Origin of the sequence: Streptomyces sp. NPDC050743 (genome assembly GCF_044456925.1) — a bacterium.
Taxonomy (GTDB): Bacteria; Actinomycetota; Actinomycetes; order Streptomycetales; family Streptomycetaceae; genus Streptomyces.
Window position 1 is genome coordinate 87105 of record NZ_JBITGJ010000003.1, and the last position, 24145, is coordinate 111249.

At 71.9% G+C, this 24145-nt stretch carries 15 protein-coding genes and 3 pseudogenes; 6 read left to right on the forward strand and 12 right to left on the reverse strand.

Going from position 1 to position 24145, the window contains the following annotated elements:
- Positions 1 to 44: 44 nt before the first annotated feature.
- Complete coding sequence (locus ACIBJF_RS04595) at positions 45 to 1898, reverse strand: glycoside hydrolase family 3 protein (RefSeq protein WP_399172212.1); 1854 nt, start codon at positions 1896 to 1898, stop codon at positions 45 to 47.
- A gap of 346 nt (positions 1899 to 2244) precedes the next feature.
- Between ACIBJF_RS04595 and ACIBJF_RS04600 the strand changes: the two are divergent.
- Positions 2245 to 3047, forward strand: a pseudogene (locus ACIBJF_RS04600) (3-phosphoshikimate 1-carboxyvinyltransferase); the annotation flags it as partial.
- A gap of 64 nt (positions 3048 to 3111) precedes the next feature.
- Here ACIBJF_RS04600 and ACIBJF_RS04605 read toward each other — a convergent pair.
- Positions 3112 to 4332 (reverse strand): RNA-guided endonuclease InsQ/TnpB family protein, encoded by a 1221-nt coding sequence (locus tag ACIBJF_RS04605; protein ID WP_399172213.1) that lies wholly within the window; start codon positions 4330 to 4332, stop codon positions 3112 to 3114.
- Between the two features lie 161 nt (positions 4333 to 4493).
- Between ACIBJF_RS04605 and ACIBJF_RS04610 the strand changes: the two are divergent.
- Positions 4494 to 4880, forward strand: a pseudogene (locus ACIBJF_RS04610) (3-phosphoshikimate 1-carboxyvinyltransferase); the annotation flags it as partial.
- A gap of 12 nt (positions 4881 to 4892) precedes the next feature.
- Here ACIBJF_RS04610 and ACIBJF_RS04615 read toward each other — a convergent pair.
- The 4 genes and pseudogenes from ACIBJF_RS04615 to ACIBJF_RS04630 form a co-directional block, all read right to left on the reverse strand.
- On the reverse strand, positions 4893 to 5288 hold the full coding sequence (locus ACIBJF_RS04615) for a hypothetical protein (protein WP_351808544.1): 396 nt from the start codon (positions 5286 to 5288) through the stop codon (positions 4893 to 4895).
- A gap of 134 nt (positions 5289 to 5422) precedes the next feature.
- Positions 5423 to 9142, reverse strand: coding sequence for an ABC transporter ATP-binding protein (locus tag ACIBJF_RS04620; RefSeq protein ID WP_399172215.1), 3720 nt, complete (start codon positions 9140 to 9142; stop codon positions 5423 to 5425).
- Between the two features lie 90 nt (positions 9143 to 9232).
- Positions 9233 to 10260, reverse strand: a pseudogene (locus ACIBJF_RS04625) (esterase-like activity of phytase family protein).
- Positions 10261 to 10337: 77 nt separating this feature from the next.
- A complete protein-coding gene (locus tag ACIBJF_RS04630; protein WP_399172216.1) occupies positions 10338 to 11261 on the reverse strand; it encodes a serine hydrolase in 924 nt (307 codons plus the stop codon).
- Positions 11262 to 11396: 135 nt separating this feature from the next.
- Here ACIBJF_RS04630 and ACIBJF_RS04635 point away from each other — a divergent pair, with 135 nt between their 5' ends.
- Positions 11397 to 11768, forward strand: a complete 372-nt coding sequence (locus ACIBJF_RS04635) for a hypothetical protein (protein ID WP_399172217.1) — start codon at positions 11397 to 11399, stop codon at positions 11766 to 11768.
- Positions 11769 to 11865: 97 nt separating this feature from the next.
- A complete protein-coding gene (locus ACIBJF_RS04640) occupies positions 11866 to 14070 on the forward strand; it encodes a glycosyltransferase family 39 protein (protein WP_399172218.1) in 2205 nt (734 codons plus the stop codon).
- A 215-nt stretch (positions 14071 to 14285) separates the two neighbouring features.
- On the opposite strand, the gene ACIBJF_RS04645 is transcribed toward ACIBJF_RS04640, so the two are convergent.
- From ACIBJF_RS04645 to ACIBJF_RS04655, 3 genes are read right to left on the reverse strand one after another with little or no spacing between them, the layout of a single operon-like run.
- Positions 14286 to 15971, reverse strand: coding sequence for a thiamine pyrophosphate-binding protein (locus ACIBJF_RS04645; protein ID WP_399172219.1), 1686 nt, complete (start codon positions 15969 to 15971; stop codon positions 14286 to 14288).
- A complete protein-coding gene (gene speB, locus ACIBJF_RS04650; RefSeq protein WP_356312435.1) occupies positions 15968 to 16948 on the reverse strand; it encodes an agmatinase in 981 nt (326 codons plus the stop codon). Before speB ends, ACIBJF_RS04645 begins: the two co-directional genes overlap by 4 nt.
- 56 nt (positions 16949 to 17004) lie before the next feature.
- On the reverse strand, positions 17005 to 18465 hold the full coding sequence (locus tag ACIBJF_RS04655) for a sodium:solute symporter (protein ID WP_399172220.1): 1461 nt from the start codon (positions 18463 to 18465) through the stop codon (positions 17005 to 17007).
- A gap of 172 nt (positions 18466 to 18637) precedes the next feature.
- Here ACIBJF_RS04655 and ACIBJF_RS04660 point away from each other — a divergent pair, with 172 nt between their 5' ends.
- Both ACIBJF_RS04660 and ACIBJF_RS04665 read left to right on the forward strand, forming a co-directional pair.
- Entirely contained in the window at positions 18638 to 20179 is a 1542-nt protein-coding gene (locus ACIBJF_RS04660; protein WP_399172221.1) for a PucR family transcriptional regulator, read from the forward strand.
- A gap of 75 nt (positions 20180 to 20254) precedes the next feature.
- On the forward strand, positions 20255 to 21043 hold the full coding sequence (locus ACIBJF_RS04665; RefSeq protein ID WP_399172223.1) for a phosphatase: 789 nt from the start codon (positions 20255 to 20257) through the stop codon (positions 21041 to 21043).
- A 90-nt stretch (positions 21044 to 21133) separates the two neighbouring features.
- Here the strand turns inward: ACIBJF_RS04665 and ACIBJF_RS04670 are convergent, their stop codons facing one another.
- The 3 genes from ACIBJF_RS04670 to ACIBJF_RS04680 all read right to left on the reverse strand — a co-directional run bounded on the left by ACIBJF_RS04670 (position 21134) and on the right by ACIBJF_RS04680 (position 23786).
- Positions 21134 to 21424 carry a hypothetical protein gene (locus tag ACIBJF_RS04670; RefSeq protein WP_399172224.1) on the reverse strand — a complete coding sequence of 97 codons (291 nt, stop codon included), beginning with the start codon at positions 21422 to 21424 and terminating at the stop codon, positions 21134 to 21136.
- Positions 21425 to 21711: 287 nt separating this feature from the next.
- Positions 21712 to 22581: an acyl-CoA thioesterase II gene (gene tesB, locus ACIBJF_RS04675; RefSeq protein WP_399172225.1), complete on the reverse strand. Its 870-nt coding sequence runs from the start codon at positions 22579 to 22581 to the stop codon at positions 21712 to 21714.
- 47 nt (positions 22582 to 22628) lie between these two features.
- Positions 22629 to 23786 (reverse strand): acyl-CoA dehydrogenase family protein, encoded by a 1158-nt coding sequence (locus tag ACIBJF_RS04680; RefSeq protein WP_365323423.1) that lies wholly within the window; start codon positions 23784 to 23786, stop codon positions 22629 to 22631.
- Positions 23787 to 24145: the final 359 nt, after the last annotated feature.

Here is a 24145-nt window from a genome sequence, read left to right on the forward strand (position 1 = left end):
GTTTCCCCCCGTTGGGGGCATTGCGCCCGGTGTGTGGCGTACGGCTAGTACGTCAGCCCGTACCCGATCGGGTACAGCACCTGGGTGGGGTCGTCGGCCCGCTGCACCGGCACCGGCAGCTTGCCGCGCGGGGGCACGCCGCCGGCGATCACCCGTGCGGCGGCGCGCACTTCGACGTCCGTCCAGCCGTACGAGGCCAGGCAGGCCTTGACGGAGGGGAACTGGGCCACGTCGTAGGGGTTGCGCACGGCGAGGGCCGCCAGGGGTCTGCCCGTGGCCAGGAGCTGTTCCACCAGCGTGCGTTGGGCGCTGCCCGCCGTCACGTTGTAGGTCGCGACGACCACCGCGTCCGCGTCCTGTGCGGCCTTGACCGCCTGGGCGATGACCGCGGCTGAGGGTGCGGTGCCGGTGGACAGGGCCGTGGCCGAGAAGCCCAGCTCGGTGAGGGCGGCGGCCAGCACGCCGGTGGGCGGGCCGGTGGTGCCGGAGGGCGAGGCCGGGTCCGCGCCGACGACCAGGAGGCGGGGTTCGGTGCGGGGGGAGAAGGGGAGGGTGCCGTCCTCGTTGACCAGGAGGGTCGTGGTGCGTTCGGCGATCCTGTCGGCGGCGGCCAGGTGCGCCTCGGTGCCCACCGTGCCCTCGATGCCCGTCCGGCCGGCCCGCCCGTCGGCGAAGAGGCCGAGGCGGGCCTTCAGGCGCAGGATGCGCAGGATCGATTCGTCGAGGCGGGCCTCGGTCAGCTCGCCGTTCTGGACGGCCTTCAGCACGGCGTTCCAGGCCACGTCGAGGGACGGCGGGTTGAGCAGCTGGTCCACCCCGGCCTTCAGCGCGAGCACCGGCACCCGGTCGTCACCGTACTTGGTGCGGACGCCCTCCATGCCGAGGGAGTCGGTGATCACGACCCCGTCGTAGCCGAGTTCGCCGCGCAGGATGCCGGTGAGGATCGGGTGGGAGAGGGTGGCCGGGTCGCCGGAGTCGTCCAGGGCCGGGAACTGGATGTGCGCGGTCATGATGGAGTCGATGCCCGCGGCGATCGCGGCCCGGAAGGGTACGGCGTCCAGCTTCTCCCACAACTCCCGGCTGTGCGTGATGACCGGGAAGCCGGTGTGGCTGTCGGTTGCGGTGTCGCCGTGACCGGGGAAGTGCTTGGCGGTCGCCGCGACCCGGGAGGCCTGATAACCCTTCACCTCGGCGGCCACCAGCGCGGCGACCGCGTCCGGGTCGGCGCCGAAGGACCGTACGCCGATGACCGGGTTGGCCGGGTTGACGTTGACGTCGGCGTCCGGGGAGTAGTCCTGGTTGACGCCGATCGCGCGCAGCTCGGCGCCGGAGATCCGGCCGAGGGTGTGCGCGTCCGCGCGGGAGCGGCCGGCGCCGATCGCCATGGCGCCGGGGAAGAGGGTGGCGGGCTTGCCGACCCGGCAGACAGCGCCGTGCTCCTGGTCGGTGGCGATGAGCACCGGCAGGCCGCGCGGCTGGTCCAGGGAGGCCCTCTGGATGCCGTCGGAGAGGTCGGCGATCTGGTGCGGGTCGCGGGTGTTGTGGGCCCAGGCGAAGTAGATGATCCCGCCGACGCGGTACTTGGCGATCAGCTCGGCGGCCGTGCGGACGCCGATCTCGTTGAGGTTGGCGTCGATGTCGGCCTGGTCGGGGGCGGTGGCGGAGTGGCCGTAGACCCGCATCACGAAGAGCTGGCCGACCTTCTCCTCCAGCGTCATCCGGGAGATCAGGGCGCGCAGCCGGCGGTCGTCGCCGGGCGTGGCGGCGCGCGCGGCCGTCGGTACGGTCAGCGCGGCGGTGAGGCCCGCGGTCGCGGCGAGGACGGCGCGTCTGGAGGGTCTTGCGGTGTGTCCCGTGCTTGCCGTGCTGGTGACGCTTCCCGTGCTGGTGTCGGGCACGTGCGCTCCTTCCAGAGGAGTACCGCTGAAGGAAACTTCCGAGGAGTCACCAATATCCGGGAAGTTTCTTTCCGTCAAGGGACCGCACAGTAACCGCGGAAGGGGCCGCCACCGGCGCAGGGAGGGGGCGCGCCGATGGCGGCGGGGCGGCCGGCCGTGCCGCGGCGAAGAGGGTGGGTCGGCGTTCGCGGCCAGTCGCGAAGGGCCGACACCACGGCACGGAAGACCCGTCCGGCAACCCGCGCGTTGGACGAGTCCGGCGCGCGCCGGGTTCCCCCGTCCGGCGGCACGTCCACCTCCTGGACGGTCATGACCGGAGTGCGGACGAACCAGCCATCATGCGGGCATGCCCGCAGTAGCCGTCCCCGGTTCCAAGTCCATCACCGCCCGCGCCCTGTTCCTCGCGGCCGCCGCCGACGGCGTCAGCACGCTCCTGGGCCCCCTGAGCTCCGACGACACCGAGGGCTTCGCCGAGGGCCTGACCCGCCTCGGCTACCGGGTGGGCCGTACCGCGGAGGCCTGGCAGGTGGACGGCCGCCCGCAGGGACCGGCGCTCGCCGAGGCCGGCGTCCACTGCCGTGACGGCGCCACCACCGCCCGCTTCCTGCCCGTCCTGGCCGCCGCCGGACACGGCACCTTCCGCTTCGACGCCTCCCCGCGGATGCGCCGCCGTCCCCTCGGCCCGCTCACCCGCGCCCTGCGCGACCTCGCCGTCGACCTGCGGCACGAGGAGGCCGAGGGGCACCATCCGCTCACCGTCCGGGCGGCCGGTGTCGAGGGCGGCGAGGTCGTGCTGGACGCCGGCCAGTCCTCCCAGTACCTGACCGCGCTGCTCCTGCTGGGCCCGCTGACCCGCAAGGGGCGTTCGGCGTGGAGGTGGTGCGCGACGGCGAGGTCTACGACGTCCCGGCCGGCGGCTACCGCGCCACCGCCTACGCCATCGAGCCGGACGCCTCCACCGCGAGCTACTTCTTCGCCGCGGCCGCCGTCACGCCGGGCCGCGAGGTGACCGTGCCGGGCCTCGGCACCGGTGCGCTCCAGGGCGATCTCCGCTTCGTGGAGGTGCTGCGGCGGATGGGCGCCGAGGTGGAGATCACGGCGGACCGGACGACCGTGCGCGGCACGGGAGTTCTGCGCGGTCTCACCTTGAAGGCTCCCCTCCCTGAAGGGAGGGGAATGCGTCGCCCTCCAGGGCTGAGCGGGGATTTACGGCTCAGGCCGCCACCGGAGCCGGCGGCTCGGGTGGTCTTACGCCCTCGACACCGTCCGGGTTCCAACCTGCCCGGACCAGCATCACGCGGGCGGAGTTCTTGTCCCTGGGGGACACCGCTCCGCACACGGTGCAGGTATACGTTCTCATCGACAGAGGCAGTGCGTGCTTGGTTCTCGCTCCGCACTTGGCACAGTCCATCGTGGTGTGCGCCGGGTGCACGAGACGGACGTCCCGCCCGTGCTTGCGGCCCATCTCGCACAGGGCACGCTTCGTCGCGGCGATGGCGGCATCGGCCGCCTTGCGGGCCATGGTGGTCTTCGCCAGGAACCTCGGCCTGAAGTCCTCCACCGCAACCCCGTCATGGCCGCGCATCACGGACTTGGCCCACTTGCGGGCGGTGTCCTCCCGCCGCCTCGCCACCTTCTTGTGCAGCTTCGCCGCCTGGGCCTGCGCCTTCCGGTAGCCGGCGGATGCGGGCTGTCCCTTCGAAGGCCGACGCCGGGCCATCATCCGCTGGTACCTCGCCAGCCGCTGCGCGGCCCGCCTGCCGTGCTCGGCATGGGGGAGATCGTAGGCGTCGTCGGTGGTGGTGGCGGTCTCCTTCACACCCCAGTCCACCCCGAGCACGCGCCCCGTCGGGGCGAGCGGTTCGCTCTGCGCGGGAACGACGAAGGACACATACCAATGTCCGAGCGTGTCCTGGAACACCCGCACACTCGACGGGTCGGCCGGAAGCTCCCGCGACCACACCACCCTCAGCACGATCCCGCCCGCAAGGTGCAGGCGGCCGTCCCTGAGGCGGAAACCGCGCCGGGTGTAGTTGAGGCTGCACCGCGCCTCCCGCTTCTTCTTCCACCTGGGCATCCCGGCCCGCCGGTGCATCGGCAACCGGTCCTTGATGTCCTTCAGCGCTTTCGCCCTCGACCTGGCGAAGTCCCGAATCACCTGCTGCTGCGGCACGCTCGCGCCCTCAGCCAGCCAGGGCGTCGCCCCGCGGGCCTCGGTCAGCATCCTGTCCAACTGCCCCGGACCACACGTCAGCTTCTCGCCACCCGCTTTGCCCTGCACGTGGACCTGCCGGGACTTCGCGACGCACTCATTCCAGATCCACCGGCAGCGCGCCCACTCGGCTTCGAGCCGGCGCCTGGCCGTGTTCGACAGGCGCACACGGAAGGTGTACCGGGCATGCCCGGCGTCCTTCGTGATCGCCTCCGTCGTCATGCATCCGAACCTACCTGAGAGCACTGACAGTTGAGAGCTCTCGATCATCGTGGGCGGCATCACCGCCGTGCGGGGCGGACGCCGGATCGCCCTGACCGCGATCCCGCTACCCCTGCCCTGCTCCGCAGGAGTCCGATTCCTCCCCGGCCCGAAGGCCGGGGCATCCTCGGAGGAACCCGGTGAACATGCGGGACGTCTCCGACACCATGCCGACGCTTGCCGCGATCGCGCCGTTCGCCTCCGGCCCGGTCCGCATCGAGGACGTGGCCAACGCCCGGGTGAAGGAGTGCGACCGTCTGGAGGCCTGCGCGGACAATCTGCGCAGGCTCGGTGTGCCGGTGGCGACCGGTCCCGACTGGATCGAGATCCGGCCCGGCAGGCCCGCGCCCGGCACCGGGATCAGGACCTTCGGGGACCACCGCATCGTGATGTCCTTCGCGGTGACCGGCCTGCGCACCCCCGGCCTGTCGTACGACGATCCCGGCTGCGTCCGCAAGACGTTCCCGGGGTTCCACAAGGCGTTCGCGAGGCTCCCGGAAGCGGGCTGACCGCGCGGGCCGTCAGCACAGGATCCACCCCGAGCTGACCGACCCCCGGGGCCCCACCGCGCCCTTGATCCACACGCAGCGGTGGCCGGCGTGGACCGTCACCGGCCCCGCGTGGTGCCGGTAGACGCCCTTGTCGACGACCGGGCGGTTGCCGCGGGCCTGGACGCTGACGGACATCGTCCGGGCGGATCCGGGGTGCCGGGCGACCGTGATGGCGCACACGTACCCGTCGTGCTTGTAGACGTGGGTGACCCCGCTGCTGAACGGCAGGGTCCGCACCTCGTGCCCGGCACAGCCGCCGACCGTGCCCGCCTGGGCGGTGCCGGACGTCACCAGGGCGAGCGCCCCGCTCGCCGCCAACACGGCCGCACCGAGCGCCAGGCGCCGGCGTATCCCACCACTGTCCACTTCGATCCTCCCCGTACCACGGTCGCGCTCCCCCGGCTTCCGTACTGATGTACGGACGCACGGCGTATGCCGGATGGTTGCACGGCCGTCAGCGACACGCGTCGAAGGGGGGCGCCGGAGAGGCCGGCGGGCCGTCAGCGGGAGGCGGTGACCGGCTCCTCCGGCTCCGGGCGGCCGACGAAGGTGCGCCACAGTTCGGCGTACCGGCCGTCGCGGGCGAGGAGTTCGTCGTGGCTGCCGTCCTCCGCGACCCGGCCGTGGTCCATCACCACCACCCGGTCCGCGCGGGCCGCCGTGGTCAGCCGGTGGGCGACCACCAGCGTCGTACGCCGCCCCGCCAGACGGTCGGTGGCCTGGTTGACCTGGGCCTCCGTGGCCAGGTCCAGCGCGGCCGTGGCCTCGTCGAGGAGCAGGATGTCCGGGTCGACCAGCTCGGCGCGGGCGAGCGCGATCAGCTGGCGCTGGCCGGCCGACAGGTTGCGGCCGCGTTCGGCGACCTCGTGCAGATAGCCGCCCTCCAGCGTGGCGATCATCTCGTGCGCGCCGACCGCCCGCGCCGCCGCCTCCACCTCGGCGTCGGTGGCGTCCGGGCGGCCGTAGGCGATGGCGTCCCGGACCGTGCCGGGGAACAGGTACGCCTCCTGCGGGACGACTCCCAGCCGGTGCCGGTACGAGGTCAGGTCCAGGGCGCGCAGATCCGTGCCGTCGACCGTGACCCGCCCTGCGGTGGGGTCGTAGAACCGCGCGACCAGCTTGACGAGGGTCGACTTGCCGGCGCCCGTCTCGCCGACGAAGGCCACCGTCTGCCCGGCCGGGATCGTCAACTCGATGCCGGCGAGCGCCTCTTCGTCGTCGCCGTAGGCGAAGTGCACGCCCTCGAAGGCGATGTCCCCGCGCAGGGACAGCACTTCCCGCGGCTCGTCCGCCGACTTCGTGGACGTCGGCTCGCGCAGCAGCTCCTGGATGCGGCCCAGGGAGACGGTGGCCTGCTGGTAGCCGTCGAAGACCTGGGACAGCTGCTGGACCGGCGCGAAGAACAGGTCGATGTAGAGGAGGTAGGCGACCAGGGCGCCGGTCGTCAGGGTGGCCGCCTGAACCCGGCCCGCGCCCGCGATCAGCACCGAGGCCGCCGCGACCGACGACAGGAGCTGCACGAACGGGAAGTACACGGAGATCAGCCACTGACCGCGGATGCGGGCGCGCCGGTAGCTGTCGCTGCGCTCGGCGAACCGCCGCCCGCCGTCCCGCTCGCGCCGGAAGGCCTGCACGATCCGCAGGCCGGCGACCGACTCCTGCAGATCGGCGTTGACCACCGAGACGCGCTCGCGTGCGAGTTCGTACGCCTTCACGCTCGCCCGGCGGAAGAAGAAGGTCGCGACGATCAGCGGGGGCAGCGTCGCGAAGACCACCAGGGCGAGCTGGAGGTCGATCACCAGCAGGGCGACCATGATGCCGAAGAAGGTGACGACCGAGACGAACGCCGTGACGAGACCCGTCTGCAGGAACGTCGACAGGGCATCGACGTCGGTCGTCATCCGGGTCATGATCCGGCCGGTCAGCTCGCGCTCGTAGTAGTCGAGCCCCAGCCGCTGGAGCTGGGCGAAGATCTTCAGCCGCAGCGCGTACAGCACCCGCTCGCCGGTACGGCCCGTCATGCGGGTCTCGCCGATCTGCGCGGCCCACTGGACGAGGACGGTGAGCAGGGCCAGCAGGGACGCGGACCAGATGGCCCCGATGGCCATCTTCGTCACGCCCGAGTCGATGCCGTGCCGGATCAGCACCGGCAGCAGCAGGCCCGCGCCCGCGTCCACGGCGACCAGCAGCAGGCTGAGCAGCAGCGGCAGGCCGAAGCCGCGCAGCAGGCGGCGCAGGCCGTAGGAGTCCTCCGGCAGGACCGCCCGGGCCTCGTCGATGCCGGGGGTGTCGGTGGCCGGGGGCAGCGCCTCCACCTGGGCGAGGAGTTCCGGGGTGGCCGGGGTGCCGGAGAGCGCCTGGTCCTTCGGTTCCCGGTCGCCCGTCCACAGCCTGGGGGTCACGCCCCGCTCGGCGTCGAACTCGGCGTCCAGCTCCTCGCGGACGGAGGTGTCCTCCTGGGGCAGGGCGGGCTCGGCGTGGCCCGGGGAGACCCCGCCCAGCTCGTCCGGGTCGGTGAGCAGCCGGCGGTAGAGGGCGGACCGCTCCTGGAGTTCCTCGTGGGTGCCGACGTCGGCGAGCCGGCCGCCGTCGAGGACGGCGATGCGGTCGGCGAGGTTGAGGGTGGAGCGGCGATGCGCGATCAGCAGGGTGGTACGGCCCTCCATCACGTGCTTGAGGGCCTCGTGGATCTCGTGTTCCACGCGGGCGTCGACGGCGGAGGTGGCGTCGTCGAGGACGAGCAGCCGCGGGTCGGTGAGCAGGGCGCGGGCGAGCGCGACGCGCTGGCGCTGACCGCCGGAGAGGGTCAGGCCCTGCTCGCCGACCTTGGTGTCGTAGCCCGCGGGCAGCGCGGTGATGAAACGGTCCGCCTGGGCGGCGCGGGCGGCGGCCTCGATCTCCTCCTGGGTGGCGTCCGGGCGGCCGTACGCGATGTTGTTGCGCACGGTGTCGGAGAAGAGGAAGGAGTCCTCCGGGACGAGCCCGATCGCGGCGCGCAGGCTGTCCAGGGTGAGCTCGCGGACGTCGTGGCCGCCGATCAGGACCGCGCCGTGGGTGACGTCGTAGAAGCGCGGCAGCAGCAGGGAGAGGGTGGACTTGCCGGAACCGGAGGAGCCGACGACGGCGAGGGTCTCACCGGCCCGGATCTCGAAGCTCAGCCCGTCCAGCACCTTGGATCCGCTGTCGTACCCGAAGGACACGTCGTCGAACTCGACGGTCGCGGGCGCGTCGGCGGGCAGCTCCTTGGTGCCGTCCCGCATGGTCGGCTCGGTGTCGATCAGCTCCAGGACGCGCTCGGTGCCGGCGCGGGCCTGCTGGCCGACGGTGAGGACCACCGCGAGCATGCGGACCGGGCCGACCAGCTGGGCGAGGTAGCTGGAGAAGGCGACGAAGGTGCCGAGCGTGATGTGCCCGCGGACGGCCAGCCAGCCGCCGAGGGCCAGCATGGCGACCTGGCCGAGGGCGGGTACGGCCTGGAGGGCGGGCGTGAACCTGCTGTTCAGCCGGATCGTGCGCAGCCGCCCGGCGAAGAGCCTGCGCCCGACCTCCCTGAGCTTGCCGGTCTCCTGCTCCTCCTGCCCGAAGCCCTTCACCACGCGTACGCCGCTGACGGCGCCGTCGACCACGCCCGCGACGGCGGCGGCCTGCGCCTGGGCGTACCAGGTGGCGGGGTGGAGCTTGCTGCGGCTGCGCTTGGCGATCCAGCCCAGCGCGGGCGCGACGGCGAGGGCGACCAGGGTCAGCGGCAGCGACAGCCACGCCATGATCACCAGGGAGATCACGAAGAGCAGGACGTTCCCGATGGTCATCGGGAGCATGAAGAGCAGGCCCTGGATCAGCTGCAGGTCGCTGGTGGCGCGGCCGACGACCTGTCCCGTGGACAGCTCGTCCTGGCGGCGGCCGTCGAGGCGGGTGATCGTGCCGTACATCCCGGTCCGCAGGTCGTGCTGGACGTCGAGGGCGAGACGGCCGCCGTAGTAACGGCGGATGTAGGCCGAGGCGTAGACGAGCAGGGCCGCGCCGATCAGGGCGCCGGCCCAGGGGGCCATGGAGCGGGTGTGGTTCCCGATCACGTCGTCGATGATCACCTTGGTGATCAGCGGGACGACGGCCATGACGGCCATGCCGGCCAGGGAGGAGCCGAGGGCGAGGACGACGTCCTTCGGATACCGCCAGGCGTACGCCGCCAGGCGTCGTGCCCATCCCCGCTGCGCTGCCACGCCGGTGCCTTCCTGTCGACCTGCCCTACCGGAAGACACCAACGCGGACGGGGGCGGATTTCATCCCCCCGCAACAAAGCGGGGGCGGGATCAGACGCGTACCCGCAGGTAATAGAACCTGGTCGTCTGGGCCGGGTTCTGGTTGTCGTCGCTGACCAGGAGGACCTTCAGGCGGCCCTTGCGGTCGCGGCCGGTGATCGTCATGCCCTCGATGTTGTCCAGCAGGGGATTCGGCTGGGGCTGCTTGGCCGTGGCGCCGAGGGACGGGCAGGCGGCGATGTCCGCCAGCAGGGTCTTCTTGATCAGGTGGACGGAAGGCTGTCCCGTCAGGTTCTCGACACCGCTGGTGTCGGTCGCGTGGCGGAGGTCGGCCAGGTAGAGGCGGACGGTGTTGCCGACGCCGGAGGTGAAGCCGCGTTCCAGGACGAGGAGGCGGCCGTCGGGCGTGGCCTGGACCTCGGGGACGCCGAGGCCGGCGTCGGCGCGGTAGGCGTACTGGGCCGAGAGACGGAAGTGGCCGCCCTTCGTGCGCCGCCAGGTCTGGAAGCGGACGATCCCCGTCGAGTCGCCCGAGAGCGCGCCCTCCATGGACGCCAGCAGCGTGTGGCCGCCGGGCAGCAGGGTCAGGCCTTCGAAGGTCTGGTTGGCGGTGGCGCGGCCGGCCGGGGAGACCAGCAGGGAGGACGGGACCGGAGCCGGTCGAGGATCTCGCCGTCGGCCGAGTAGCGGCGGACGGACGGCTCGGTCTCGGAGCTGATCAGCCGGGTGCCGTCCCGGTCGACGACCAGGCCCTCGGAGTCGAGGTCGGCGCCCTTCTCGTCGGCGAGGTGGACGGCGGACCTCGGCTGGAGCGTCTGCGGGTCCAGGGTGAATAGGGAGGAACGGTCCTCCAGCGCGACCGGCGAGCCGTCCCGGTCCACCGCGAGCGCGGAGAAGTTGCCGACGAAGGTGCCGTCGTACGTCGTCTTGTCGAGCGCGTCGGAGAAGCGGTCGACGGAGACCGACGGCGAACAGGCGTTGCCGCTCGCGGAGTCGGCGCCGGCGGGCCCGGCGGCGGCCAGGGAGGTGGCCGCCGCCAGGCCGGCGGTCAGGGTGGCGAGTACGGTTCTCAGGCGCATGCCCGTCACCGTAGGGCGGGCGGGTGTCCTGCGGGAGACCGCCTCGTGAACCACCTTGTGAATCGCCTTGTGCGGCGTCAGCCCTGCGGCGGCACCGCGACGAACGCCTCGGTGGGCCGGCTGGTCGGCGTGTAGACCTGGGTGGTCGACGTCGTCGGCACGATGTCCCTGTGGATGGCCTTGGCGACGTTCTGGATGGTGGTGACGCCGTAGTCCATGGTGCTGTTGTCCTGCGTCAGCACCGAGATCATGTAGTCGTGGCCGGCGCCGTTGAAGGTGCCGAGGCTGTGCACCCGCCAGCCGTGCGTCGCGCGCTGCAGCCAGCCGTTCTTGACGTGCACGGAGACCGTGGACGGCGCACCGGCCGGGGTGCCCCAGCGCTGCGAGGAGATGACCTGGCCCATCAGCTTCAGGATGTACGCGCGGGAGTTGTCGCTCAGCACGCTGTTCTTGGCCGTGACGAGCTTGAGCAGCTTCTGCTCGTCGGTGACGTTCTCCTGGGTCAGACCCCAGTAGCCGTTCGCACCCGGCACGGTCTTCGTCATCCCGGCGGCGGCGAGGAAGCCCTTGATCTTGGTGAGCCCGAGCTGCTTCCACAGCGCGGTCGTCGCGTCGTTGTCCGACTTGGTGATCATGGCCTTGGTGAGCGTGACCTCACGGTCGGTCAGATAGCGGTTGTGCTTCTTGGCGTCCCACAGCAGCGTGGCGAGCACGGTGACCTTGACGGTGCTGGCCGAGTCGTAGGAGCTGGTGGCGCGCAGGGTGCAGGTGGTGCTGGTGCTGCGGTCGTACAGGCCGATCGCGACCGTGCCCTTGCGGGTGGCCAGGGCGGCCGTGATGTCCTTCTGCAGCTTGGCGGCGAGGCCCGCCTTGGCGGACGTACAGCTGACGGTGGGCGTGGCCGCGGCGGCCGGGGTGGCGGCGGCCACGGTGGGTATCAGCACGCCGGCGCCGAGCGCTGCCGCCAGCAGTCTGGCGCGTCGGGTCATGCGGTGGGTCATGGGAAGGTCCCCCTGGGAACGTGGAGTGGGCGCACACCTGCGCCTGTTGGGTTGACTCGCCGAAGCGGCCGGAAGTTGTACGCATGTTCCCAGGCGGCGCGTTCCGACAGCCCCCCGGAGGGCAATGATTCATTCATGCCGGGACAGAGGGAAAGTCAACTCAGACAGTCGGGGCGGCTGTTCGCGGCGCTGGCCGTGCTGCGCCTCGCCGCGGGGGCGGACGACAAACTGCGCACACTTGACGATTCGGACACAAAGACCCACCCGCAGGGCCGTATAGACAAGGCGAGAGGGGACCTGTACGCCCTCCTCGTGAAGGCTCGCGTCAACAACGGCGGCAAGAACTGGGAGGCGGCGGCCGCGGCATTCCGGTCGATACCGGACTTCCTGGAGAAGGGAAACGTGCCGCACGGCGGCTTGAGCCCCGCGGCGTTCGCCGAGTTCAAGGCGGGCTACGACGCTCAGATCACCACATTCCGGGACAAGTTCTCCCAGCTACTGTCCTGAGCCGTGCCGGGGCCGCCCTACCCGGCTCTCACCGACCCACAGCTTCCACCCAGGTGCACCACAGCCCGCGCCCATCGCCGGTCTGCATGGTGCACTGGTGACATCTGCCACCGATCCCCTTCCCCACCCGACGACCGCGACCACGGCCGCGACCCCCGGTCCGCCGGCCCCGGACGCCGTACCGCCGGACCGCGCCCCCCGCTGGTCGCTGCCCGCGCTGCTCGCGATCGAGCTGCTGGCGGCCGTGCTCTACACCTGGAACCTCTCGGGCGCCGGCCTCAACAGCTTCTACAGCGCGGCCGTCTACAGCGGCACACAGAACTGGAAGGCGTGGTTCTTCGGCTCACTCGACGCCGGGAACTTCCTCACCGTCGACAAACCGCCGTTCGCCGACATGGTCATGAGCCTGTCGTGCCGGATCTTCGGCTCCGGCACCTGGCAGATGATGCTGCCGGAGGTCGTGGCCGGGCTCGCCGCGATCTGGATCCTGCACTCGTCCGTGAAGCGGACGTTCGGGCACGCTGCGGCAGCGGTGGCCGCGCTGGTCCTCGCACTCACCCCGATCACGGTCGCCATCAACCGGGACAACAACCCCGACACGATCCTCGTCCTGCTGATGGTCGCGGGCGCGGCGCTGGCCCTGCGCGCGGTGGCGAACGGCCGCCTGCTGCCCCTGCTCGGCTCGGCGGTGTGCTTCGGCCTGGCCTTCAACACCAAAATGCTGGCGGGCTGCATCGCGCTCCCCGCCGTCTTCGCGGTCTACCTGCTCGCGGCGCGCCCGAAGCTCGTACGGCGGATCGCGAACCTGCTGCTCGCCGGCGTGGCCCTGGCGGTCTCCAGCTTCTGGTGGGCGGTCGCCGTGTCCCTCGTCCCCGCCTCCGAACGGCCGTACATCGGCGGTTCGACGGACGGCACGGCCTGGAACCTGATCATGGGCTACAACGGCCTAGGCCGGATCTTCGGCGGCGAGGGCAACGGCGGCGGAGGCGGGGGCGGCGGAGGCGGCTTCTCCGGCTCCGCGGGTCTCGGCCGGATGTTCAACGACATCCTCGGCGGCCAGATCTCCTGGCTGCTCCCCTTCTCGGCCCTCGCCCTCGTCTGCGGCCTGATCCTGTGCGGCCGGGCCCCGCGCACCGATCCCACCCGGGCCGCGCTCGTCCTCTGGGGCGGCTGGACGGTGCTGCACTACGTGACCTTCGCGACCGCCGAGGGCACGATGCACCCGTACTACACGACCGCCCTGGCCCCCGGCATCGCGGCGCTGTGCGGAGGCGGCGGCGTACTGCTGCTGCGCGCCTTCCGCACCGACAAGCGCTGGACGTGGGCCCTGCCGGCCGGTCTCGCCGTCACGGCGGTCTGGTCGGTCGTCCTGCTCCGCCGTGCCTCGGGCTGGAACACCTGGCTGTGGCCGACCGTCGGTGTGGTCATGGCGGTGGCGATCGCCGGCCTGTTCGTCTTCCGCTCGGGCAAGCGCGTACGGCTGCTCGCCGCCTCCGTGGCGGCCGCCGTGATCGCGGCCCTCGCGGGCCCGGCGGCGTACGCCTGGTCGGTGCCGTCCGGTTCGGGCGGCGGCATGGGCGGCACGAACCCGACGGCAGGCCCCTCGACGGGCGGCGGCTTCGGCGGCGGCCCTGGCGGGGGCGGCGGCCGGGGCGGTTTCCCGGGTGGCGGGACCGCGCCCGGGCCTTCCGGTGGCGCCCCCGGCGGGGAGCTGCCGAACGGCGGACAGCAGGCCGGCGGCTTCCCGGGCGGCACCCGGAACGGTGAACTCCCCGGCGGCCAGGGCGCCTCGGGCGGTACGACGCCCCCGGGCGGAACCGGCACCCCGAACGGCGGCCCGGGAAGCACGGGCGGCCGTTCGGAAGCCGGGATGGGCGGCGGCATGACGGGCGGCGGCATGGGCGGCGCGAACAGCGAGCTGATCGCCTACCTGAAGAAGCACCAGGACGGCGCCACATGGCTGCTGGCGGTCTCCAACTCCCAGAGCGCGGCCCAGATCGAGCTGAGCGCCGAGGTGCCGGTCATCTCCATGTGGGGCTTCACCGGCACGGACAAGGCGATGACGGTCGCCAAGCTCGAGGAACTGGTCGCAAAGGGCGAGCTGCACTACATCCAGCTCGGCGGCGGCATGACGGGCGGCGGCCCCGCAGGCGCCGACAACAGCGTGTCGTCCCAGGTGACGTCCTGGGTGAAGAAGCACGGGACGCTGCTGAAGGAGAGCACGTACAGCAAGACTTCAAGCTCTTCCTCCACTACCGAGCAGTCCACGATCTACCGCCTGGACCCGTCGGACGCCAGCTGAGCCGCACACCCACCCAGCGCGCCAAGGACCTCGACGAACCCTTGGCGCGCTGCGCTGTCGACGCTACGGCGACGATTGGCAGATCCGTTCCACCACAGCCCCTCGGCCACCAGCCCGACCTGCCTATTCACCCGACCCGCCTGGCACAAACCTGCCAATCCCCGCTCCCGCGGACCGCAAGCCGCCAGCCCTCGGGGAGGCGGACGCCGAGCGTTCTAGCCCAGGTGCGTCGGCGCGAACATCCGCAGGACCGCCGGGAGGACGACCACCGACGGTCCCGGTGCCGCCAGGGCCTTCGCGAGGTCCTCCTCCAGGGTCTCCGGGGTCGTACGGACGCCGGGCACGCCGAAGGACTCGGCCAGGGCCACGTAGTCCGGGCGCGTCAGCTCCGTCGCCGTCGCCTGGCCGAAGGCGTCCGTCATGTACTCGCGGAGGATGCCGTAGCCGCCGTCGTCGACGATCAGCCAGGTGACCGGCAGGTCGTACTGCCTCGCCGTGGCCAGTTCCGCGACCGAGTAGAGCGCGCCGCCGTCGCCCGACACCGCCAGGACCGGACGCGAGGGATCCGCCGCCGCCGCGCCCAGCGCCGCCGGGAAGCCGTAGCCGAGGCCGCCGGCGCCCTGCGCGGAGTGCATGAGGTTCGTGCCCCGGGGGTCGAAGGCCGACCACGCCCAGTACGCCAGGATCGTCATGTCCCAGAAGGACGGGGAACCGGCGGGGAGGGCGCGCCGGACGGACCCCAACACCTGCTGCTCCAGAGTGAGTTCCTGGCCCGCGATACGGGACGCCACCTTCTCCAGCAGCCGCCGTACCCGCTCCGGCGCCGACTCGTCCGTGCGCTCCTCCACCGTCTCCAGCAGCGCCTGCAGGGCCAGGCGTGCGTCCGCGTGGATGCCCAGCGCGGGGTGGTTGGACTCCAGCTTGCCGAGGTCGGCCTCGATCTGGACGACTCGGCCGCGGGGCTTGAACGTGCGGTAGTTGGAGGAGAGTTCACCCAGACCGGAGCCGACCACCAGCAGGACGTCCGCGTCCTCCAGGAAGTCCGTCGTGTACCGGTCCTCCAGCCAGGACTGCATCGACAGCGGGTGCTCCCACGGGAACGCGCCCTTGCCGCCGAAGGTCGTCACCACCGGGGCCTGAAGCCTCTCGGCCAGCGCCCTCAGCTTTCCGGAAGCGTCCGACCGTACGACCCCGCCGCCCGCGATGATCGCCGGGCGGGCGGCGCGGGAGAGCAAGTCGGCGGCCACCGCCGTCAGTTCGGGACGCGGGACCAGGTCCTCGGGGGTCGCGTCCGGTGCCGTCACCACCGGCAGCGTGGTCGCAGCGAGCAGGACGTCCTGGGGGATCTCCACCCACACCGGGCCGTGCGGTGCCGTGAGCGCCGACTTCCAGGCCGCCGCGATCGCGGACGGGATCTGGGACTGGGTGCGGACCGTGTGGACGGACTTGACCACGCCCCGGAAGGAGGCCGCCTGGTCGGGGAGTTCGTGCAGATAGCCGTGGCGGCCGCCGCCCAGGCCCGCCGTCGGGATCTGGCTGCTGATCGCCAGCACGGGAGCCGAGGCCGCCGCCGCCTCCTGCAGCGCGGCCAGCGACGTCAGCGCGCCGGGGCCCGTCGAGAGCAGCAGGGGCGCCGCCTCGCCCGTGATCCGGCCGTACGCGTCCGCCGCGAAGCCCGCGTTGTTCTCCACCCGCAGGCCCACATAGCGCAGAGCGGACCTGCGCAGGGCGTCGAACATGCCGAGGGCGTGCTGGCCGGGCAGGCCGAAGACCGTCGTCGCGCCGAGCCCGGCCAGCGTTTCCACGACCAGGTCTCCGCCGTTGCGGCCGGGAGGGGGATTCAGCGCGGCCGCCGTCTGCTGCTCGGTCGGGCGGAGTACCGGGTCGTGGTCGTGAGTCACTTCGCTTCCGAGTCCTTCCGGGCCGCCGCGATCTGGCGGCTCATGATGGTGGTCAGTTCGTAGGCCGTGTGCGAGGCCGCGACCGAGGTGATCTCGGCGTGGTCGTAGGCCGGCGCGACCTCCACCACGTCCGCCGAGACCAGGTTGCAGGACGCCAGGCCGCGCAGGATCTCCAGCAGCTCGCGGGAGGTCATGCCGCCCGCCTCCGGCGTGCCCGTGCCGGGCGCGTGGGCCGGGTCGAGGCAGTCGATGTCGATGGAGATGTACAGCGGGCGGTCGCCGATGCGCTGGCGCAGCTGGTCGGCCACCTCGTCGGCGCCCCGGCGGTAGATGTCGGCCGAGGTGACGATGCCGAAGCCCATCTTCTCGTCGTCGGTGAGGTCCTGCTTGCCGTACAGCGGGCCGCGGGTGCCCACGTGCGACAGCGCCGAGGTGTCGAGGATGCCCTCCTCCACCGCACGCCGGAAGGGAGTTCCGTGCGTGTACTCGGCGCCGAAGTAGGTGTCCCAGGTGTCCAGGTGGGCGTCGAAGTGCAGCAGCGCGACCGGGCCGTGCTTCTTCGCCACCGAGCGCAGGAGCGGCAGGGCGATGGTGTGGTCGCCGCCCAGGGTCATCAGGCGGGCGCCGGTGCCGAGCAGTTCGTCCGCCGCGGCCTCGATGGTCTCGACGGCCTCGTTGATGTTGAACGGGTTCACGGCGATGTCGCCGCCGTCCGCCACCTGCGCCAGGGCGAAGGGGGAGGCGTCCTGCGCGGGGTTGTACGGGCGCAGCAGCCGGGACGCCTCGCGGATGGCGTTGCCGCCGAAGCGGGCGCCCGGCCGGTACGAGACGCCGGAGTCGAACGGCACGCCCACCACGGCGACGTCGGCGGTGCCGACCTCGTCCAGGCGGGGCAGCCGGGCGAAGGTCGCGGGGCCGGCGTACCGCGGGATGCGGGAGGAGTCGACGGGGCCGCGGGGCGTCTCGTTGCTGCTCATGGTCAAATGCCTTCTTTCTTGCGCTTCGTCGCGCATGTACTGCTTTCCCTACGACTCTACTGGTGAGCCGGGACCGGTTCGGACGCGAGTTCGGGGTTCCGTCCGGCGAGGCGTTCGCGCCAGGTGGCGAGGACGGTCTCGTCGGTGGGCCTGGTCGCCAGGGAGACGACGACGTAGGCGGCGAGGGAGGCGAGCAGGCCGTAGTAGACGGGCTCGTTGGCGAGGATGCCGTAGCCCGCCATCAGGCCGATCACCGCCAGGCCGCCGACGACGACCGAGGCCAGCGCGCCCTGCACCGTGCCGCGCTTCCACAGCAGGCCGCCGAGGATCGGCACGAGCAGTCCGCCGACGAGGAGGTTGTAGGCGACCGTGAGCGCCTCGACCACGTTGTTCAGGGCGATCGCGGTGCCGATCACCGCCACGCCCATGATCAGGATGAACAGGCGGTTGCCGCCGACCTCGTCATGGTCCTCGGACGGCCGCCTGGTCATGCCGCGCAGCCGCGACCAGATGTCGTTGTTGGCGACGGTGGCGCAGGCGATCAGGGCGCCGGAGGAGGTGGACATGACGGCGGCGAGGGCGGCGGCGAGGACCAGGCCGCGCACGCCGACGGGGAGTTCGTCCTTGACGATGGTGGCGAAGGCGTCGTCGGGGCTGCCGAGCTTGGGGTAGAGCACCTTGGCGGCCGTGCCGATCACCGCGCCGGCCAGGGCGTAGGCCAGACAGTAGGTGCCGGCCACCGTGCCGCCCCACTTAGCGGTCTTGTCGCTGCGGGCGGTGAACACGCGCTGCCAGATGTCCTGGCCGATCAGCATGCCGAACGTGTAGATCAGGACGTAGGTGAAGATCGTCTCGCCGCCGATGCCCAGCGGGTCGAAGTACGAGGTCGGCAGCTTGGCCTTCATCTCGCTGAAGCCGCCCGCCTTGACCACGGCGATGGGCAGGAGCAGGAGCAGCACGCCGATGGTCTTCACCACGAACTGGACCATGTCGGTCAGCGTGATGGACCACATGCCGCCGAGGGTGGAGTAGGCGACGACGATCGAGCCGCCGAGGATGATCGCGACGGTCCGGTTCATGTCGAACAGGACGTCGAAGATCGTGGCGTAGGCGATGGTCGAGGTGACGGCCAGCATGAGGGTGTACGCCCACATGACCACGCCGGAGATGACACCCGCCCGGCCGCCGTAGCGCAGGTCCAGCATCTCGGAGACGGTGTAGACCTTCAGGCGGGCGATGCGGGCGGAGAAGAACACGGACAGGGCGAGCAGGCCGAGGCCGATGGTGAACACCATCCACGCGCCGGACAGTCCGTACTGGTATCCCAGTCCGACGCCGCCGATGGTGGAGGCGCCGCCGAGGACGATCGCCGCCATGGTGCCGGAGTACATGGCCGGGCCCAGGCGGCGGCCCGCCACCAGGAACTCGCTCTTGGACTTGGCGCGGCGCATGCCCCACCAGCCCATTGCCAGCATGCCGGCGAGATAGACGACGATCACTGTGTAGTCGACGGCCATGGGGCCCTCCTTCGCGCACATTCCGGTGGCGTGTCGTGCAGGTGCAGTGGGGACGAGCCGGCGACAGATCGCGGGGACATCCGCCCGTACCCGCGGCCGCCGGTCTGACTTGACACTAGGTGGCCGGAAAGCGACTGCGAAGTGTACGTTTCATCCATATGGACGGGGTGGGATGGAGGTAACGCACACCATGCCGGAGACGACTGCCCCGGTGGCCCCAGCGGTCCCACCGACCCCACCGGTACCGCTCTCGGCCCTGCTGGCCCGGGAGGACCTGGCCCTGCGCCAGATCGCGGGCCCGTCCGATCCACCGGTCGTGATCCACTGGGCGCACACCTCGGAGATGGCCGACCCGTACCCGTATCTGCTGGGCGGCGAGCTGCTGCTCACGGCCGGGGTGCACATCCCGGAGGCGGCGGGTTCGGATGGGGGCGCCCCCGGTCGAGCGAATTCGAGACTGGGGGACTACTTCGACGCCTATGTGTCCCGGATCGTCGAGGCGGGCGGCGCGGCCCTCGGCTTCGGCCTGGCCCCGGTGCACGACACGGTCCCGCGCGCCCTGGTGGCGGCCTGCGACCACTACGGCCTCCCCCTCCTGGAGGTCCCGCCCCAGACCACCTTCTCCGGGGTGGCCCGCGCGGTGTGGCAGCTGATGGCCCAGGCCCGCCTGGCCGAACTCCGCCGGGTCACGGAGGCCCAGCAGAGCCTGGCCGCGGCGGCCTCCCGCCCGGATCCGGTCCCCTCGGTCCTGCGCCAGCTGGCGCAGCGCCTGGCCGGCCACGCGGTCCTCCACGGCCCCGACGGCACCGAGATCGCGGCGGCGGGCCGGGAGCCGGCGCAGGGGGTGAAGGGGGCGCTCGCGGAGCTCTCGGGCGTGGTGCGGCCGAGGGGGCGTACGGCACCCAGGGCCACCTCCGCCACCGACACCGCCGGCGACACCCACCTGGCCGTCTACGCCCTCGGCGCCGGCGAAGGGTTCGTGCTCGGTGTGGCCTCACCCCGGCGCGACCCCGGCGACCACACCATCGCCTCCGTCGCCGCGGTGCTGCTGTCCCTGCTGACCGGTGAGCACCACAGCGGCACCGGCGCCGCCCGTTCCTCCGCTCTCGTACGGCTGCTGCTGGGCTCCCCGCCCGAGGAGGTCGCCCCGCTGCTCGGCACCGGAGAGTGGCTGGTCGTGCACGCGCGGCCGGACGCCCAGCTGCCCGACGCCGTCGCGGCCTCCGCGCTCGGTGCCGCGCTGGGCTCGCCGCTGGTCGACCTCGGGCACGACGTCGTACGGGTGCTGGTGCCGGGCGGGCGGGCGCCGGAGCCGCAGGCCGGGTGGACGCTCGGGGTGAGCGCCGCCGTGGAGCCGCGGGAGTGGACGGCCGCCGACGCGCAGGCGGCCCGTGCCCTGGCCCGGGCCCGCGCCATCCGCACCCCGCTGGTCCGGCACGGCGCCCGGCCGGGCCTGGGCGATCTGGTGCCGCGCGCGGAGGCCGAGGCACACGCCCGCGCGCTCCTCGCGCCCCTCACCGGCCGGCCCGAACTCGCCGAGACCCTGCGCAACTGGCTGGCGCTGCACGGGAGTTGGGACCGTACGGCGGTGGCGCTGGACGTGCACCGCAACACCGTGCGGCAGCGCATCGCCCGCTGCGCCGCGCTGTTGGACACCGACCTGGACGATCCGGACGTACGCATGGAGTTGTGGTTCGCGCTGCGGCAGAGCTGACCGGGCGCGCGTGAGTCACGTCCCAGCGGGCGACATGCCGAGGACGGCCGTGGCGCGCTGCCTCACAATGGAGGCATGCCGATACCCGGGACACCCAGCCGCGCCCAGCTCGTCGACCACCTGGTGAGGACCCGTATCGCGGGGGACGTCGCCACGCCCCGCGAGAACAACCTCTCCCACTACCGCCAGCTCGCCAACGGTGTCCGCAACTTCTGGCTCGGCCTGGAGCTGGGCGACCGCTGGACGGACGAGCAGGACGTGCTCGCGGTGATGGCCGAGAGAGTCGGCGTCAACGACGATCCCGAGTACCGGTACGGGCAGGACACGATCGACCCCGAGCTGACCGTGGACGCGCTGGAGCGGATGGCGGCGCGGCTGCGCAAGGCGGCGGAGGACCGGCAGCGGGTGCTGTTCGCGACGGGCCACCCGGGCGGCCTGCTGGACGTGCACCGGGCCACGGCCGCCGCGCTGCGGACCGCCGGCTGCGAGATCGTGGTCATCCCGGACGGGCTGCAGACGGACGAGGGGTACGTGATGCAGTTCGCGGACGTCGCGGTGCTGGAGCACGGGGCGACGCTGTGGCACACCCACTCCGGCGAGCCGATGCGGGCCGTTCTCACGGGACTTGAGCGCGAGGGGCGCCCGCTGCCGGACCTCGTCGTCGCCGACCACGGCTGGGCCGGATACGCGGGTCAGCACGGTATCGACTCCGTCGGTTACGCCGACTGCAACGACCCGGCGCTGTTCCTCGCCGAGTCCGAGGGCACCCTCCAGGTCGCCGTACCGCTCGACGACCATGTGGTGAGCCCGCGTCACTACGACCCGATGACGGCGTATCTCCTTGCGGAGGCGGGACTTTCCTGACCCCACGGCCCACTGACGCCGGCCCCGGAACGGCACTGTGCGGCCCCGCGAACGGAGCCGCACAGTGTGAACGAGAGGGGCGCCGGATGACTACCAGCCCCAGCCGCCCCAGCCGCCGCCCCAACCGCCCCAGCCGCGGCCCCAGCCGCCCCAGCCCCAGCCGCCACGGCCGCCCCAGCCGCCCCAGCCGCCCCAGCCGCCCCAGCCGCCCCGGCAGTGGTGGCCGCGGCCGCCCCAGCCCCAGCCGCCCCAGCCGCCCCGGCCCTGGGGGATGGAGGTCTGCAGGTGGGTGATGGAGGTCTGGTGTGCGGGGGCCGCCGAGGCGGTGCCCGCCGTGCCGATCGCGGCTCCGCCGGCCATCAGGAGGCCTGTTGCGGACATCGCGATGTAACGCCTAATGCGCTGAACTCGCATGGGAATTGCCCTTCTGTTGCCATCGTCTCCCGCAACTCCATGGGGAGACGGGGTGGATGGGCGGCGCCGTGTTCACTGAGGGGAAGGCACGACGCGCTCTTCAGGTGTCACCGCAGGAGACTGGACACACGGACGTCACTGCCGGCATCTGCCGTTCCGGGTGATCCGGAAACCGCCGGCCGGTTACGCCGTGTACTGCGGCTCTCACTCACCGAGATTAATGCCCCACCGGTCACTCGGCACTTCGAGCACCGTCAGCCACGCGGAACGCGGACCACGCCCTCCTGGATGACGGTGATCGCGAGTCGTCCGTCCTGCGTGTAGATACGGGCCTGACCGAGGCCCCGGCCGCCGTGCGCGGACGGCGACTCCTGGTCGTACAGCAGCCATTCGTCGGCGCGGAAGGGGCGGTGGAACCACATCGCGTGGTCCAGGGAGGCTCCCACGACATCCCCGACGGCCCAGCCGCCCCGGCCGTGCGCGAGCAGCACGGAGTCCAGGAGAGTCATGTCGGAGACGTAGGTGGCGAGGACGACGTGCAGCAACGGGTCGTCGTCCAGCTTGCCGTTGGCGCGGAACCACACCTGCGAGTGCGGTTCGCGCGGCGCGCCGAACTGCCCGTACGGCGGCTCGTCCACGTACCTGAGGTCGATCGCCTCGCGGGCCTCGATGAACCTCTCGACGACCTCGGGGGCGAGGTGGCCGTAGCCGCGCAGCCGCTCCTGCGAGGTGGGCAGGGTCGCCGGGTCGGCCGAGGCGGGCATGGGCGCCTGGTGCTCCAGGCCCTCCTCGTACGTCTGGAAGGACGCCGAGAGATGGAAGATCGGCTTGCCGTGCTGGACGGCGACCACGCGACGGGTGGTGAAGGACCGGCCGTCGCGGATGCGGTCGACGGTGTAGACGATCGGCGCGCCGGGGTCGCCGGGGCGCAGGAAGTACGCGTGCAGCGAATGGGCGGTCCGGTCCGCGGGGACCGTGCGCCCCGCGGCGACCAGCGCCTGCGCCGCGACCTGCCCGCCGAAGACGCGGGGCACGACGGCGGAGCGGGACTGGCCGCGGAAGATGTTCTCCTCGATCTGCTCCAGGTCGAGCAGATCGAGGAGATCCTGAAGTGCCTGGCTCATGGCATCTAGTTGTACAGGCCAGTGATTGCGGTGGTGACAGGTCCCTCTTACAGGCCCATGTCCTTCGCGATGATCGTCTTCATGATCTCGCTGGTGCCGCCGTAGATGCGGTTGACGCGGTTGTCCGCGTACAGGCGGGCGATCGGGTACTCGTTCATGTAGCCGTAGCCGCCGTGCAGTTGGAGGCAGCGGTCGATGACGCGGTGGGCGACCTCGGTGCAGAACAGCTTGGCGGAGGCGGCCTCGGCGGGGGTCAGCTCGCCGGCGTCCAGGGCCTCGGTGGCGCGGTCGGCGACGGCCTCGGCGGCGTCCACCTCGGCCTGGCAGGCGGCCAGTTCGAACTTGGTGTTCTGGAAGTGGGCGACCGGCTTGCCGAAGACGGTGCGCTCCTGCACGTACTGCTTGGCGAACCGGACGGCGGCCTTGGCCTGCGCGTAGGCGCCGAAGGCGATGCCCCAGCGCTCGGAGGCCAGGTTGTGGCCGAGGTAGTAGAAGCCCTTGTTCTCCTCGCCCAGCAGGTCCTCGACCGGCACCTTGACGTCGACGAAGGCGAGCTCGGCGGTGTCCGAGGTCTTCAGGCCGAGCTTGTCCAGCTTGCGGCCGACGGAGTAGCCCTCGGACTTGGTGTCCACGGCGAACAGGGAGATGCCGTGGCGGCGGTCCTCGGCGGTCGGCGCGGACGTGCGGGCGCAGACGATGACGCGGTCGGCGTGGACGCCGCCGGTGATGAAGGTCTTGGCGCCGTTGAGGACGTAGTGCGTGCCGTCCTCGCTGAGCCTGGCGGTGGACTTCATGCCCGCGAGGTCGGAACCGGTGCCCGGCTCCGTCATCGCGATGGCCCACATCTCCTCGCCGGTGACGAACTTCGGCAGGTAGCGCTTCTTCTGCTCGTCGGTGGCGAGCATCTTGATGTACGGCAGGGCGAGCAGCACGTGTACGCCGGAGCCACCGAACTGGACACCCGCGCGGGCGGTCTCCTCGTAGAGGACGGCCTCGAACTTGTGGCTGTCCATGCCCGCGCCACCGAACTCCTCGGGCACGTTGATGCCGAAGATGCCCAGCTCACCGAGCTTGTAGTAGAAGTCGCGCGGCGCCTGGCCGGCGGCGAACCACTCGTCGTAGACCGGGACGACCTCGGCCTCGATGAAGGCGCGCAGGGTCTCCCGGAACGCCTCGTGATCCTCGTTGAACACCGTACGGCGCACGCCGCCCACCTCCAGGTACCTGTCTAAGCGCTTGCTCAGACTCGAAGATACCGGCGAGTACGGCGAGGCGTCCAGGGTGAGCTTGACCACGGCCCCTGCCCGAGTCCCCGGAGAGGTACGGCTCCCGTATGGGCGTAGCGGCCCTTGACCGGGCCGGAATGGACCTCGACGGTGCGCCGCGTCGACGGCGAACCCCTCCTCGTCGAGGAGGCCTCGGGGATCACGACGGCGTCCGGCCGACGCACACGGCCCATCGCCGGATACTCGATCTCAGGGCCGTTCACGCAGACGCAGCCCGGATGAGTGGCGCGGGCCTGTGGTCGTCTTCGCGTACTCCACACCCGGAGGGCAGTGAGCGG